General features: G+C 42.1%; 14 protein-coding genes. 8 read left to right on the top strand and 6 right to left on the bottom strand.

The window, feature by feature from the left end; all coding sequences use genetic code 11:
* Positions 1-2: 2 nt before the first annotated feature.
* The 7 genes from AS141_RS02480 to AS141_RS02450 all read left to right on the top strand — a co-directional run bounded on the left by AS141_RS02480 (position 3) and on the right by AS141_RS02450 (position 7,577).
* Positions 3-2,207: a hypothetical protein gene (locus AS141_RS02480; protein WP_057936028.1), complete on the top strand. Its 2,205-nt coding sequence runs from the start codon at positions 3-5 to the stop codon at positions 2,205-2,207.
* 464 nt (positions 2,208-2,671) lie between these two features.
* Positions 2,672-3,199, top strand: coding sequence for an RNA polymerase sigma factor (locus AS141_RS02475; protein ID WP_057936027.1), 528 nt, complete (start codon positions 2,672-2,674; stop codon positions 3,197-3,199).
* Between the two features lie 398 nt (positions 3,200-3,597).
* Complete coding sequence (locus tag AS141_RS02470; protein ID WP_057936026.1) at positions 3,598-4,167, top strand: RNA polymerase sigma factor; 570 nt, start codon at positions 3,598-3,600, stop codon at positions 4,165-4,167.
* On the top strand, positions 4,136-5,377 hold the full coding sequence (locus AS141_RS02465; protein ID WP_057936025.1) for a hypothetical protein: 1,242 nt from the start codon (positions 4,136-4,138) through the stop codon (positions 5,375-5,377). Before AS141_RS02470 ends, AS141_RS02465 begins: the two co-directional genes overlap by 32 nt.
* A gap of 115 nt (positions 5,378-5,492) precedes the next feature.
* Entirely contained in the window at positions 5,493-5,879 is a 387-nt protein-coding gene (locus AS141_RS02460) for a hypothetical protein (RefSeq protein WP_057936024.1), read from the top strand.
* Between the two features lie 295 nt (positions 5,880-6,174).
* Entirely contained in the window at positions 6,175-6,711 is a 537-nt protein-coding gene (locus tag AS141_RS02455) for a YceI family protein (RefSeq protein ID WP_057936023.1), read from the top strand.
* Positions 6,712-6,716: 5 nt separating this feature from the next.
* The gene (locus AS141_RS02450; protein ID WP_087149377.1) at positions 6,717-7,577 is read left to right on the top strand and encodes a DUF5777 family beta-barrel protein; all 861 of its coding nucleotides are present in this window, start codon (positions 6,717-6,719) and stop codon (positions 7,575-7,577) included.
* Positions 7,578-8,056: 479 nt separating this feature from the next.
* On the opposite strand, the gene rffA is transcribed toward AS141_RS02450, so the two are convergent.
* The 5 genes from rffA to AS141_RS02425 all read right to left on the bottom strand — a co-directional run bounded on the left by rffA (position 8,057) and on the right by AS141_RS02425 (position 12,789).
* Positions 8,057-9,298, bottom strand: a complete 1,242-nt coding sequence (gene rffA, locus AS141_RS02445) for a dTDP-4-amino-4,6-dideoxygalactose transaminase (protein ID WP_057936209.1) — start codon at positions 9,296-9,298, stop codon at positions 8,057-8,059.
* 234 nt (positions 9,299-9,532) lie between these two features.
* Positions 9,533-10,309, bottom strand: coding sequence for a GNAT family N-acetyltransferase (locus AS141_RS02440; RefSeq protein ID WP_057936021.1), 777 nt, complete (start codon positions 10,307-10,309; stop codon positions 9,533-9,535).
* Positions 10,302-11,210, bottom strand: coding sequence for a glycosyltransferase family 2 protein (locus AS141_RS02435; RefSeq protein ID WP_057936020.1), 909 nt, complete (start codon positions 11,208-11,210; stop codon positions 10,302-10,304). The genes AS141_RS02440 and AS141_RS02435 overlap by 8 nt, the downstream gene beginning before the upstream one ends.
* Before the next feature lie 127 nt (positions 11,211-11,337).
* Positions 11,338-12,165, bottom strand: coding sequence for an ABC transporter permease (locus tag AS141_RS02430; RefSeq protein ID WP_057936019.1), 828 nt, complete (start codon positions 12,163-12,165; stop codon positions 11,338-11,340).
* A gap of 117 nt (positions 12,166-12,282) precedes the next feature.
* A complete protein-coding gene (locus AS141_RS02425) occupies positions 12,283-12,789 on the bottom strand; it encodes a helix-turn-helix domain-containing protein (RefSeq protein ID WP_057936018.1) in 507 nt (168 codons plus the stop codon).
* A 285-nt stretch (positions 12,790-13,074) separates the two neighbouring features.
* Here AS141_RS02425 and AS141_RS02420 point away from each other — a divergent pair, with 285 nt between their 5' ends.
* The gene (locus tag AS141_RS02420; protein WP_057936017.1) at positions 13,075-14,478 is read left to right on the top strand and encodes a hypothetical protein; all 1,404 of its coding nucleotides are present in this window, start codon (positions 13,075-13,077) and stop codon (positions 14,476-14,478) included.
* On the opposite strand, the gene AS141_RS02415 is transcribed toward AS141_RS02420, so the two are convergent.
* Entirely contained in the window at positions 14,409-15,581 is a 1,173-nt protein-coding gene (locus AS141_RS02415; protein ID WP_057936016.1) for a hypothetical protein, read from the bottom strand. The two genes, AS141_RS02420 and AS141_RS02415, sit on opposite strands and share 70 nt — an antisense overlap.
* Positions 15,582-15,621: the final 40 nt, after the last annotated feature.

The raw sequence follows: 15,621 nt of genomic DNA, 5'->3' as shown, positions 1-15,621 counted from the left end.
TTATGCAAAAAAAAATATATGCTTTGCTTTTTGCCGCCCTGACTCAGACCGCGGTACTAGGACAATCCGGGACAGGGGGATCTTACCCGGACACGCCTTTTGTACAGGAATATGCCATTATCAATTCCAGGCCGCTCCAGGATTTATCTACACAAAGCCTGGCGAGTAACCAGACCGGGAATGTACAGATACTGGAGAGCACGCAGCTTTTGCGACCTGAAGCAGGCCAGTTTCAGGTTTGGGGTACATTGGCAACAGATCAGTCCTACCTGCCTATGTCTGCAAAAAAAATCCGGGCAATCGACAGCTATCAGGGCGAGCTAGTTTATCTGGATGACAAAGCCATATTCAGCAACGCCTGGGCAGGCAGCTTATTTTTGAAGCATCAGCTGCCATCGGCGCATCGCTTCGAAGGAGGAGACCAATTTGATTTTTTGCTCAGTGACGGAAAGCAACTGCAGTATGTAGGATCAGGCATAGATGAAACAATCACGCTACCCGCCCCCCAGGAAGTGGTGGACATTCAATATGACCCTGCCCAGAAAAAGTTCTGGGTCATGAGCCAGGAAAAAGTCTATCAGTTTGATCCTATATCCCACAAATTACAGGAAGAATTGTCGGGTAAGGGACTGAAATCCCTGGCTTACTTCTCTCCCAAAAACCAGTTGGTATTAGGAAGTGACAAAGGATATTTCACCTATGACATACAATCCAAAAACCAATCCCCCCTGTATACAGAAATCCCGTGGACAGATATACTGGTGGTGGAGACAAATGGAGATGAAATCTGGTTTGGTACAAGCAAAGGAGCTTTTGTATTGCTCCCCAACGGGGAAATCAACTACTACTATTTAGAGCGATGGCTTCCCGGGGAGGCAGTTTTTGACATTGCCTTTGGTGAGCACGAAATCTACCTCCTTACCGATCAAGGTCTAGCAACTATAGCTCGCAAAGAGATGACCTTGGCAGAAAAAGCGGAATTTTTCGATGAATACACCCGAAAAAACCATTTAAGACATGGATTTAATGCCTCTCTTGAACTTACAGAGCCGGGAAAAATAGGTTCAGGAAAACTGGATGACTCGGATAACGATGGGCTTTGGACCTCCATGTATTTAGCTTCTCAGGGGTTTAGATATGCGCAGACCAAGGATCCGGAAGCCCTTTCCCAGATCAGACAATCTCTATTGGCTATGGAGCGCCTGTTCACCATTAATCCTGTGGCGGGTTTCCCTTCCCGCTCTTTTGAAAGATCAGGTTACATAGAAAAACTGGCAGATCCTGAAAGATGGCAACATGCTCCGGATCCGGAATGGGACTGGAAATCTACAACCAGCAGCGATGAAGCAATCGGACATATGTTTGTCTATGGGGTGCTGGCCGAACTTGTAGAGGATGAATGGGTAAAAAACAAATCCATCGAACTGATGGACACCATGATGTCGCACATCGTGGCGCATGACATGTATTTGTATGATTTTGACGGGAAACCTACACTTTGGGGCAAGTGGAATCCTGATTATGTCAACAACTTTCCTGTTCAGGTGGGGGACAGAAAACTCAACTCCTCGAATATCATCAGCATGCTTCAGACTGCCTACCACTTTACCGGCAAGGAGAAGTATAAGGAAAAGGCGGTTGAGTTGATGGAGGATCACGGGTATCTGGAAAACCTGATGAGACCTATGAAAATCATCGGGGAAGCCGGGGACGGTAGTGATTCCTATAGCCAAATGCTATCAGAGGCCTGGAACCATTCGGATGACGAAATGTACTTTTTAGGGTATTGGGGACTGTATAGGTATGCTTTAGATCCTGAACTGAAAACTAAATTCAAGGAAACAATCCTTGATCACTGGGAGGCAGAAAGACCTGAAAAAGACGGCTTGTGGAACATTATTACCGCTGTCGTCCAACCGGAAAAATTTGATCTGGAGGAATCTATCTGGTTTCTGCAGAAGCATCCTATAGATCTGATCAACTGGAATGTGCAAAACAGCCACCGTAAGGATATCCAAAACGTTGAAACCAATTTCAGAAGACAAACGACCTCCCAGGTGCTATCTCCCTCGGAGACCAAAATAGCAAGACACAATGCCAATCGCTTTAATCTGGATGGAACCGGAAACGGAAGGTCTGCCTACAGCCCAGGGGATATTTGGTTACTTCCTTATTGGATGGGCCGCTATCTGGGTGCAATAGAATAAGGTAAACCTGGAATCAGGTATGAAAAGGCCTAAACTCACTGCTGAAGTTTAGGCCTTTTTATTTGTCAAAGCTTTTTTAATACTGATAAAAAGTAGCTAATAGGCAGAAAGGGTTACCCATGGTCCAGCAGCTGGTTATCCAAGAAAACATCGGGCAGTTTATAGCTATCCGCTTTACAGCCAGTATGGAGGCCTAGAATCTGATAAACTTAAGAATTGGGGCATGCTTTAGTCTCCCGTCTATTGTGCTGAGCGTAGACGAAGTATCGGTCTTCCTACCGGATAAGAGAAGGATACGACCTGACCGACATCCTTGCGGGCTACCAGGTAACAATAAGATAACATTCTGATTATTAATCGGTAACCAGTTCTAAATTTTCGCAAATTGAGGATTTAAATGCGTGATTTACGTATCTGGTTGGCTTTATTTTTTCAAAATTGGGTAAGCAAACCAAGCAAGTCCTATGACAACACCTACTATAGACACTATTGAAAATTTCAAAATGGGGAAACAGGAGGCGATTGAGTCAATTTACTATATATATAAACCTATTGTGGTCAGGTTTATTGTATCCCTTATTAAAGATGCGGGAGAGGCTGAAGTTATTTTTCATAATGTTTTTCTAAAAATCCTTAGAAAGAGAAAAGATCTGGATTCAGAAAAGGGAATTCAATCCTACATTTTTACCGTCTCAAAAAACGAAGTGATAGATTACTTTAATCATTTAAGCAGGGATAAGGTAAGGTCAAAGGAATTTTATAAAAACAGGATCGAAAGTTCGGTGGATCTGAAGATGGAAGAGGAAGCCCTTATGATCCGTTTGGAAGATGCAATAGAAAGGCTTACCGATCAAAGGAAGAAGGTGGTTAAGCTTTCCTACTTCGAAAATCTTTCTTATCAGGAAATCGCAGATCAGATGCTGATCTCAAAAAACACCGTTAAAAACCATTTGATCAAAGCAAGATTAAGCCTCAGGAATTATTTAACGTAGGTTGTCGTTTTTGTCGGTTTTCCCGCGGTATATGGTTGTTGCCGGAATGGTCAGGGCTCTTGAAGTAAGTGCAAAAACTGGTATGTGACTCATCTGGGTACGCATGTCCCTCGCCGGCATAAAGGGCCGGTCTTTTATCACCCAATTACTTTGTAATAAACCCTGCTGACTGGGGATTGAATTTACCCGGTAATTTTTAAATAAGACTACTTCGAAGTCCATAGTAGAACACTTCACTATGGACAGGTACTGGCTCCTTATAAGGCAGGCCTGCATTGGCTATGGGATGCCAAAAGGAATGGGACCAAAATTCCCGGCAGCTTCTTTTTTTACTTTTCTCAAATTCCTACGCAACCAATTTGTAAATTCCTTTGTAAGGACTAGGCAAACCCGGGAATGTGAAATCTGAATATCTGGATAAAAAAATCTGGCAGGGCCTGGTGGATAACAACCGCAAAGACCAGGAGGTACTGTATAGGCACTATTACAGTTATGGGATGAGTATATGCCTTAGGTATACCGCCACCCGGGAGGAGGCTAAGGAGATTCTCCATGATGGCTTTATGATCCTGTTTTCCTCTCCAAAAAAATACGATCCTAATCAGGCATTCAAACCTTGGTTTAGAAAGGTATTGGTAAATCTATCTATCAACTATTACAAAAAACAACTAAAGCAAGTCCATGAAACTGGCTTTGAATTTATTCCTGAATCAAAGGATTCCCAGCCAAGTGCACTGGATACTATGCAATACGAGGAATTGGTCCTTCTGATCCATCGGTTGCCTCTTTCCTATCGCATGGTATTCAACCTCTATATTCTCGATGGATATAGCCACGAAGAAATTGCAGGTATGCTGGAGATCAGTATCGGAACTTCCAAATCAAACCTTTCCCGGGCCAGAGAAAAATTAAGAGCGTTATTAAACCCCAGAACCCATGAGCAACAAATCCTACGTCAGGAGCGATAAGGAGCTGGATGATATCCTAAGAGAAATATCCGATTCGGCTGAGATCCCCTTCTCTGAGGAGGATTGGGGTGACATGAAAGCACGTTTGGATAAAACATCAGCGCCCTCTCCGGGTTGGTGGGGGAAGAGAAATCTGGGCTGGTCGGGAGCAGTACTCCTGATTCTGCTGATATCAATAGTATTCTGGAATCCATTGCAGGAAAAAAAGGACCTGAACCAAAATACAACTGCCTATGAAACACAAAACAACATACCGGAAAGCAATGAAGGTAGATCTAAAAGTACTGAGATAACCCACTCCGAAGCTACTTTGACTCAAGATGAAGCAAAGCCAGTTCAATCATCTACAGCGAAGGCAAGCGGATTAGGGAAACCCGGGGTTTCTGAACCGAAGATACAAGTTATTGAAAACGGGAAGGTAGATAAAACGGCTTCGGAAGCCATTCTTTCTGAAATCCCGGAATTCAAGAAACTGGAAAATACTACTTTCCTATGGCAGACCAATCAGATTCCTGCCATGGATTATGAAGATTTTCGGCCAGAAGACGGTCTAATCCTGGCAAAAACTGCTGCCGATGGAGGACTTGTAAAAAAGGAAAGAAAACCGCATCGGTTTGCAGGGCGGTTTAACATTTCTGTCCAGGCCGCACCAGACCTTAGCGGGATTAAATTGAACCAGGTCGGAAAAGCCGGTCAGGCAGTGGGAATAGGTGCCGAATACTTCCTGCGACCACGGATCAGTGTTTCCAGCGGGGTATTTTATTCCTTCAAGCCTTACAGCACTGAAGGTGGGTATCAATCCGGCTATGGTGACCAACCGGACAGAGTCATAGGTGAATGCGATATTCTGGATATCCCGCTCAATTTGAGGTTTTATCCTCTTGAGGGCAAGCTTCAGCGGGTATTTGCAAGTGTAGGACTTTCCTCCTATCTCATGCTCAAAGAGCATTATGAACTGGAATACAAGGATACTGGTACCGGTTACCCTTACACCCATGAAATAGATGTGAAGGGTGCCAATAACCATTTCTTTGGGGTGGCCAATTTCAGTATAGGATACGAGCGGAAATTAGCAAAACAATTGAGCATCCAGGTAGAACCTTACTTTAAAGTACCGCTCAACGGAGTGGGTGAAGGGGATATTTCCCTAAAGAGCACAGGCTTATTTGTAGGACTTAAATTTTACCCTGGCAGACCGGACGGAAAATAATGGCATAAAGGCAGAAAAACTCATTACCCAATCATATTATCAAGCAAGTTGAACACTCCTTCTTCAGGGGGTGATAGAAATCTATTTGTCTAAAAAAAACCTAATCTTCTACATCATGAAAACGAAAACACCATCCCAGAAATCCCAATGGGCAATACTAGCAAGTGTTGCTGCCCTTCTTCTGATTTCCATCTCCTGCTCTTCTGATTCGGAAGATCAGCTACCTCCCCCAGGTGCTGTGAGATGTGAAGATAGTAATGCCTCTCTTGCGGCAGATATCATACCTATACTTCAGCAAAACTGTGCGGTTTCCGGTTGCCATGTGGAAGGCACAGGTAGAGTGGATTTTACAGTCGCGGAAAATATTATACAGTTTTCCAGTGCTATACGGGCTAATACCCAAGCAGGGACCATGCCGCCTCCTGCTTCTGGCAGATCCATCAACGCTGAGCAAAAAGAGCTCATCTATTGCTGGGTTACTGCTGGTGCCAAAGACAACTAAGTCATAAAACCGACACGATTAAAATCATCATTAAACACACTGGGCAATGATTATTTTAATCGTCAAAGATTCCATCTGGCTTTAAAAACCAATAAATAAACACATGAAATCGAGCATGACGAAAACGTAACACACCGGGATGATTATTCACCATGCGAGATTCCATAAGGCCTTTAAAAACAAATTATAAACACATGAAATCGACACGATTAAAATCATCATTAAAACACACAGGGCAATGATTATTTTAATCGTCAAAGATTCCATCTGACCATTTTAAAACAATTATAAACAGATGAAAAGGTTAATACTCTTGTCCTTTTTGCTATTCCAGACTATGCAGGTTCATAGTCAGGAATTACGCTCCGAAACAGGATATGTCCGGTTTTTTAGCAGTGCTATTATCGAGGACATCAGTGCTGAAAACAAAAAAGCCACAGCAATTTTTGACGTGGCAAGCGGAGAGGCTGTTTTTCTGATTCCCATAAACGGATTTGAATTTAGAAAATCCCTGATGAAGGAGCATTTCAATGAAAACTACCTGGAATCTGACAACTATCCGGAGGCATTTTTTCAGGGAAAAATATCAGGATATGACCTGGAAATCGCCAAGTCCAATGCCATTGCAGAAGGGGATATGACTATCCATGGAGTGAAAAAGCGTGTGAAAATCCCGGGGACTATCACACAGGTGAACGGGAAAATAAGAATGGAGGCTGTATTCCCTGTGGTTTTGAAAGACTACAAAATTGATATCCCAAGGCTGATGTTCCAAAATATCGCAGAGGAAGTAGAGGTAACTGTAAAATTTGAATTTAAAAGTCCCCAATAATGACAATGAAAAAACTGTATTTCACTTTGTTTATTGCCTTGATGGCGACATCTGCCCAATGTCAGGACTTGCTGGAGGAGTTGAGGACGAGTACTAAACAGGAGCCGGAAATAGTTTTGGGAACCTTCAAGGGAACCCGGATAATCAACGGCCAATCTATAGAAACCAGAGGAAAAGGAAATCTGGATGTAATCATTTCCCACCGTTTTGGCAGATTAAATTCCGGAGCATACAATCTGTTTGGTCTGGATGATTCCAATGTACGATTGGGTCTGGAATACTCCATTTCGGACCGGGTGACTGTAGGATTTGGAAGGAATTCTGTCAACAAGGTATATGACAGTTTTATTAAAGCCAGGATTTTGGAACAAAAAGCTGAGGATATGCCTATCTCTGCCACCTGGGTAAGTGATTTCTCAATCTACACCCTCAAAAGACCTGAATTACCCATGAATTTCGAGCGAAGGCTGCGCTATGTGCACCAGCTGTTGCTGGCCAGGAAGTTTGGCTCTGCATTTTCCCTGCAGCTGATGCCCAGTTTTGTGCATAGAAACCTGGTGCCTACTCAGGAGGAACCCAATAATCTTGCTTCCCTGGGAATTGCCGGTAAAGTGGCCGTTTCCAATAGGGTCAATATAACAGGTGAATATTACTATAGGTTTGGTAAAGATCTACCTGGGTACAACTCGCTGGGGATAGGTGTGGATATAGAAACGGGCGGGCATGTCTTCCAACTTCATCTCACCAATTCCAATGAAATGACCCCATCCGGTTTTATTCCCTCTACTCAGGGAAATTTCTTTGATGGAGATATTCATTTTGGTTTTAACGTCGTAAGATCATTTCAGATAGGGAAGAAAAAGTGAGGGAGCGAGCTGGTGCGCGATGATGTTGGAAAAGCAAAAAAGTATGAGGGCAGTCAAGGTTATGGTTGATATCCTTTAGGAAAGCATGGAGTTCAGTCGATTGGGACGCTCCCACAGCCAAAAGACAGCATCTTTCCTACTACCGGTTGCCCTTATGAAATCAAGCATGACTCAAGAGTCACACACTGGGATGATTATCTCCCATGCGAGATTCCATGTGACCTATAAAAATCAAATTATAAACGCATGAAATCGAGCATGACGAAAACGTCACACCGGGATGATTATAATGCATGCGAGATTCCATATGGCCCTTAAAAGACAAATTATAATCATATGAAATCGAGCATGACTCAAGAGTCACACACTGGGATGATTATAATGCATGCGAGATTCCATATGACCTTTGAAAAACTATTATAAACAGATGAAACAACAAACTTTAATCTTATTCTCCTCTGAACTGAATTGGCAATATGCTAAACGAAGACACTAAATTCCGGTAATTCATAAAACATAGGCAATCGCAACAAACAATCTGAATAGCGATCAGCATTAGGGAGACTACGGAGGTGTTGCTCCGGAAAGTGTGTTTTGGAAAATTCCGATCTATGAAGACTCTGGTAATGAAAAACGGCTAAAACCCCTTTTTCTTTAAGGGTTAAAGCATAGGTTGCCCTGGATGCCGCAGACGGGAAGAGAAGATAGAAAATATGGTAATTAAATGTTGCATGCTGGTTGTAAAACGGTTTTTCCACATTGGATGCGCCAATTATGGTCGGCAGACTGGCGCTTGCGTGCAGTTCGTTGAAAACGAACTGAAAATCAGCAACTAACAGCTCATCAAGGTAATCAGAACTTAAAACTTTTGTAGTTAAACCACCTTTCTTGAAAAACTTATAGTAATCTTCCCAGATTCCTTTCCTCCGTTCATGTATGCTATCAAGATTCTCCAATTGGGCCCAGAGGAATGCGGCATTGAGTTCCGATGGCAAGAAAGAGCTTCCTATGTCAACCCATTCATACTTGTCCACTTCACCTCTGAAAAAAGCTGCTCTATCCGTACCTTTTTCCCAGATCCTCTCCCCTCTTTTGATCATCCCGGGATCATTGATCATAAGCATCCCTCCCTCCCCACACTGGATATTTTTGGTTTCATGGAAACTCATCGTGCCCAGATGTCCGATACTCCCAAGTGCCCGGCCTTTATAATAACATGCAATAGCCTGGGCAGCATCCTCCACCACAAATAGCCTATGCCTGTGGGCTATATCCATGATCACATCCATCTCGCAGGCAAGTCCTGCATAATGAACCACCACAATGGCTTTGGTCTTCGAAGTGATCAGGTCCTCGATGAGGGATTCATCGATATTGGGATGATCCGAACGGCTGTCCACGAAAACTATTTTGGCTCCGCGTAGCACAAATGCATTGGCTGTAGAAACGAAGGTATAGCTGGGAAGTATTACTTCGTCACCCGGCTGAATAGATAGTAGAATAGCTGCCATCTCCAGAGCATCGGTACCGCTGGTAGTCAGCAGGCATTTCAGAAAACCGTATTGTTTTTCGAAAAATTCCTGACAACGGTGGGTGAACTCCCCGTTGCCTGAGATTTTCCCCATTGCTACCGCTTCTTCAATATACTTGAGTTCGTTTCCTGTAAGGTAGGGTTTGTTGAAGGGGATTTTCAAGGTCGGATGTGGGATGTGGGCAGCCATATCTTCCATGGTTTGAGCTGGATGACCTTAGACAGAAAACCTGCTTTGTCGGACTATTGCCCCAAAACTGGTGTTAGCCGAATCTTAAGATGCTTTTACTACGCTATGGACATAAAAACTGATATACCTATAATCCAATTCTAAATTGTAAATTGAATTATAATGATGATACCTCACGTGTATAATTCATATTTTTTACTACTTACTATCTTTTGTTAGCTATACACCTCTTTGTCAGCTGTTATTCCAATAATGGTACACATGAATCTTGTTCTTTAATTGATAACCTAGTGATTCGTATAGCTTACAAGCGGGTGCATTGCTGCTTTGAGTTGGAATTTTCATGATGACAGCTCCTTGCCTGAAGGCTTGGTATTCTGCTGCCTGAAGGAGTTTTCTGCCCCAACCTTTCCCTTGGTTTTCCCCGGAAACAGCAATCAAGCCAATATTCGCCTGCCCATGCTCAACAGTGAGGGTTACCATTCCGGCCAGATCTGGGGATTGGAGGATTGAATTAGACTCATATGCCTTTGTAATCCAAAGTCTATATAGTTTTTCAAATTCTCCGTTTTGGAGCCTGGGATCAATTTTGAACCTGGAATGTATGCCGCTTAGAAAAGCCAGCTCTTCTAGCTCATTGTTCAGGTTTCCTTGAAAAGGCTGAATACTTACAACTTCGATTTGGTTTTGTAATTCCTTTTCGAAAATGACTTTTGTATCCACCCAATGGAATCCGTGATCATGCAATTCTACTGGTTTTTCTGAAAAGAGATAGACAAGCCGAAAATCCCCAGCTGCTTTCAGAAAGTCTTTTTCATTCCAACTATCCCCGATAGTCGTTTTGCCGACTTGATAACCGAAAAGAGAGCTGTCAAAGGGGAGATATAGTAGTTCAGGTTTCAGGATTGGTGTTGGTCTGGAATTTAAAATTAAGGGATTTAGTGTTTGGCCGGATAAAAAATGATTTGGTGAATACTGCTTTGTACAATACTTTCTTCCATAGCTAGCCAATTCTTTTCTCTACAATATAAATCGGTCTGTTCTTTACTCCCTCAAAGGTTTTTCCAATGTAAAGCCCTACCATCCCGAGGGTTACCAGCAGGAAGCCTGTGAGCACCCAGAGCGAGATAATCAAACTGGCATAACCGGCTACTACTATATCTCCATGCAAATACTTATATAGGGTATAAAGAGCAAACAAAAACCCGGTGAGCGCTATCATAAGGCCGAGTTTAACGGTAAGCCTGATTGGCTTGTCGCTGTAAGCCAGCATAATATCCAACGCAAGGTTGAACAGTCGCCTGAGGTTGTAATTGCTGCTCCCTACCTCTCTTTCTGCATGAACCACATCAAGGGTGGTCTGGCGGAAACCAACCCACTTGACCATAGTAGGGAAATAGCGGATGCTTTCCCGCATGCCTGATATCTCCCGGATGACCTTGCGGTGGTATATGCCAAAATTGGCAATACGCTCGTCCTGCTCTGATCCGGTAAGCCAGGCGAGGGTTCGGTAAAAGACTTTGGAAGAGAGCTTTTTGAAAAAACTATCTTGCCTGTTGACACGCCTGGCAAGCACTACATCGTAACCTTGTTGGGCCTTCCTCAACAGGTTGGGAATCTCCTCCGGCCGGTCTTGCAAATCACAATCCATCACCACTACCCAATCCCCTTTTGTAGCATCCAGCCCGGCTGTGATAGCGTAATGTTGACCAAAATTGCGGGAAAGTTTGATGCCTCTTATCTCTGGGTGGATAGTAGCAAGCCTTTCAATTTCAGACCACGAGTTGTCAGGACTGTAATCATCAACCAGAATAATTTCGAATTCCTCCTCTGGGATGGCGGATTTTATTCTGGCTACGAGTTCAGCCAGGATATTTTCTGCGCGATAAACCGGGGAGATAATTGAAAGCATTTTCAGGGATGGGTACCGTTAGGGACCATAGGTATTGTGTGTTTTATTTGAGCTGTCGGAGTTGTGGTTACAATAGGCTCAACGCAGTAACTAGAGAAATCGAAAATTCGAAACGGCCAATATTTCACTAAGCTACATCCGCGAATATCCTTTCCATTCTGCGGAAGTACATCATTCCAAAAACGAAGAGAAACAAGGCTACGATGGAACCTGGCCAGATCCACTGCCAAGGCATAGGGCGATCTAGAAAAGCAGCCCTAAACCCTTCAATAACTCCTACCATAGGATTCAACACATAAAATTTCTGGTATTGTTCAGGTACAGCGGTGGTACTATAAACTACCGGAGCTGCATAAAGTAAGAGCTGTACCACAAAAGTCAATGCATGCTTAACATCCCTGTATTTAACTGCCATAGCAGAAAGCACCATTCCCATCCCCAGGCTACACATTAGAAGTTGGATGATCAACAAGGGCAAAACCAATAATCCCCATCCAGGGGTAATCTGATAATAGATCATCATCCCTACCACCACTACAAATGCTATGAGAAAATCCAACAGCTTAGAAAGTATGGAGGAAAGAGGTAATACCATTCTGGGAAAATAAACTTTGGTAATCATATTGGCATTTTGGATCAGGGAATTAGCCGATTCGGTAAGGGTTCCAGAAAAGTAATTCCAGGGCCAAAGTGCCAGGTATGCAAATAGAGTATAAGGAATACCATCTGAATCTACTTTGGCTAAGTTCCCAAAGACGACAGTAAATACAATGGTGGTAAATAAAGGCTGGATTATGGCCCAGGCGACTCCCAGTACTGATTGTGCGTACCGCGCCTTTATTCCTCTCAACGTTAAAAAATAAAGGAGATCCTTATATCTCCAGAGTTCCTTGAAATCGATGAGCTGCCAGCCTGATGTCGGCTGGATGATTTTAATATTTTCTTTAGGATTCAATTTTTGAGTTTAAAACGAAGCAGCTTAAAAATTTAAATTGGTTGATGGATCCCAACCCGAAAGTCATGTAGAGCGATCCAGGTGGTCTTGGGACGGTGGCCTTAGTCCCGCTAAAGCTTATTTTCCATAGACCAGAATACCTTGAATATCACCTGGGTCGGCTTCCAAAATAGATACTTCTACTTTTCGATGTACTTTCTCGTAGGTTTTCTCTTTAAGAAATTCCAAATATTCCTTATCTAGGTCTTTGCCAATAAGTACCATTTGGATAGTCCCAGAATCTATGCCTTTGGCATAGTCACCGACTATATAGGCCATCTCTACCTCTCCCATTCTTTTGACAATCCGCTCCATCAGATCATCCAAACCGAGGAATTTGGAAACCATACCCCTGATTTCATCGAAGAAGGGGTGACTGGTGTTTGCCTTATACATTTTGGTTTTTCCTTCATCTTCGCAAACCAATAAGCCTGCTTCGGTCAAACGGTTCAACTCTACCCTGACAGAATTGGTTGACTCCTCAAACTCTTTGGCCAGAGCGCGCAAATAACCTGAATTGGCATGTGAAAAAAACTTCAGCAGAAGCTTGATCCGGGTTTTGGAAGTGACTAGGGATTCGAGCAAGGGGAAATCTAAAATGGAGGGAACTGAGAATTTAGAATGGAAGAATTTAAAAGTAAAGCCAGCTTCGCTCTGTCGGTCACACTACATGCTTCAGAGAGCAAGGTAAGGACTTAGCCTCATCGAGTAATTTTTTGACTCGGTTAGACAAATTTAGGGGCTTTTGGGAATTTTGCAAGAAGGGATATTTGCTGCAGCTTTGTTGGTTGGAGTTTGGTGATTTATTCTCAATCTTTATCACTTCATAACCTATATGCAAAGATTAAAGGATAAATTCCTCGAGAATTAATGGATTTCAGAAAGATTGGCAAGGTTCAATATCTACTGGTGCTGTTGGCTGGGATCCTCATTGTTTATAGCTATTTCTTTTCTTTTTTGGGACTCGACTACTCACCATATTATGGAGATGAATACTTCTTTTATAAGAACTCTGAAAATTTCTACCTCAGCAATTCTCTAAAAGCGACGTTTACTTATAGTGGAAAAGGTTCGAGGCTTATCGGTGCTGATGCCCATGGGCCTTTGTATCCTCTGCTTTATGGCATTATTGCCAAGCTAGTCGGCTGGAAGGGTTTTACAATTCCCCTAATCAATATAGGGGTTTTGGTTCTTGCTCTTATGCCCCTTCTGTATAACAATAAGACCCCATGGAGAACTAGACTCCTTCAACTGCTTATTATAATTGGAAGCCCAATTACGCTTTTTTATTCTGTCACCTACCTTCCTGAACTGCTTCATATTGCCGGGGCAATAGGATTGTATCTTCTTATGAACCGCTATAGTTCAACTGAAAAAACAAAAGATTTCGTACTGCTCCTCTTATTCATCCTACTCTTAGGCTCAATCAGAAGTACTTGGTTTTTTGCACTTTTTGGATTATTGGTCCTTCCAGGTCCAGTCAAAGGATTTGCCAAATCTTTATACTTCTTTCTTGGTCTCACATTGCCGTTTTTATATCAGCATTTTCTTCATGAGCAAGTCCCTAATACCTTTTCGGACCTTGGGGATATGTTGGCAACCGGGGCATATTTTTCCGCATTTCATATTGTTCTCGATAACTTCAAACAAAATATTTGCTATGCATTTACCTATGCCGATGGCAATTTTTATGTAGTACAAAAAATTTGGATCCTGACTACGGTACTGCTTAGCATTACAATTTTCAGAAAAGACAAATTAATCTGCAGTGGACTGGTGATACTTGGATGTATTATGCTATTCAATTTGATTCTTTATAAAAATTACACGTGGGTAGATCTTAGAATGTATAGTCCCATGACAATTTTTCTAAACCTAGGAATAATTGATAGTCAACGTGATAGGTACCCCATAATCACTCTGCTAGCTCTAAATCTGATTTCCTTTATCCTGGTTCTTCCACTTCAGTCCGTACTAATGAACTATAGAGTACCTTCAAGGATGGAGAAAATCCCGCAAAAAACGATGATTGATTTAAAGGGTTTGGACGCACCATTAGTTCTCATTGACACTGCCTTGCTCTCAAACTATAAAGTAATAGATCTTCCAATTCTCAACACCGACAGAAAACCAATCACCTATATCCTCCCCTACTACAGTATGAAACACAAAGAACCAAGTCATTTTCTTGTGGAAGAAATCGATCACTTGTGCGTTAAATCAATCAAAATTCTCAACCAAAAACCAAGTCCCAGGATTGCCTGTAAAAAATAAACCAATGCGATAACCATAAATTTGCAACTCATTTTTCTTTTTTCTGAACGGAATTGTCCCAACACAAAATAGACGATACTTAGATTGCAAAGAAATAGCGCAATTGGGATCTGCCAATAGAAATTTCCATGAAACTCCCTAAAGCCTGATTCAGCCAATAGAAAGAAAACCAGTAATGCGAAAAAAAGGAGTACAAGTGAAAAACTGAACAAAAGAGATTCGAAAACTTTTTTTCTCCATATAATTAAAACCGCAAATAACAATGGGAAACTGGTAAGGATATCGAAAATGGGTTCTTGGGTAAAATTCAGCCATACTTTAAAAGGATTGAATACAACCTGCGATTTTTCGCTAGGAGTGTAAAGCTTATCCAGCACGGGATCCCAGCTAAAAATCAGGTATTTTTCAATCAATAAAAGGCTGAATAACAGACCCACAAGAGCTATGACCTCGCCAAGTTGTCTGGAAACCTTATAATTCTGAAGGAAAACAAAAACTGGCAGTGCCGGAATGTAACAAAACAAGAAGCTGGGCTTGGTCAGAATTATGAGCAGACTCAAAAAAAATATTTTCCATAGATCCACACTTTTATGCCATTTTAGCCAGTCCAGCGTTTTCCACACCAAAAGAATACAAAATGGAAAGGAGCAAATTAAGGTAGAACTATGCCAGATAGTTTGGGTAAATTTACCCAGGTACCAAAAATCCCCATCTATTGCTGGGATATAAATAGGGCTCAGAAACAAAAAAGACAGGGTCAAAAGAAATATGGCTAATGGCTTAAGCCCAGCAATTTCCCTATCAATTGATACATAGATCAGCTTATATTTCCACCATTGGAAAAAAGTTACCACTATTGCCGAACTGGCAACAAATTCATATTTCACCCTAACCACCATATCTACCAGATAAACCAGCCAGTAGTAAAGTGGCGGGATAGGAAAATACCCTGCACTTAAATAGGTTGTAAGTAGACTATTATGTCCCCTAATATCACTGCCTTCGAATTTTGTAAGAAAAATAAAAAGTGTTAGGAAGTAGATTGATAAGACTATCAAATCAAAAATTATTTCCCTTTTCCAACTGAATAAAAAAAACCTCATTTATACACAGATAAGGGTTGGGAGGGTTGTAGGAACCAGA

It is taken from the genome of Algoriphagus resistens (genome assembly GCF_001442615.1).
In the GTDB taxonomy this organism is placed as follows: domain Bacteria; phylum Bacteroidota; class Bacteroidia; order Cytophagales; family Cyclobacteriaceae; genus Algoriphagus; species Algoriphagus resistens.
This window is presented reverse-complemented; position numbering and strand designations above follow the sequence as displayed.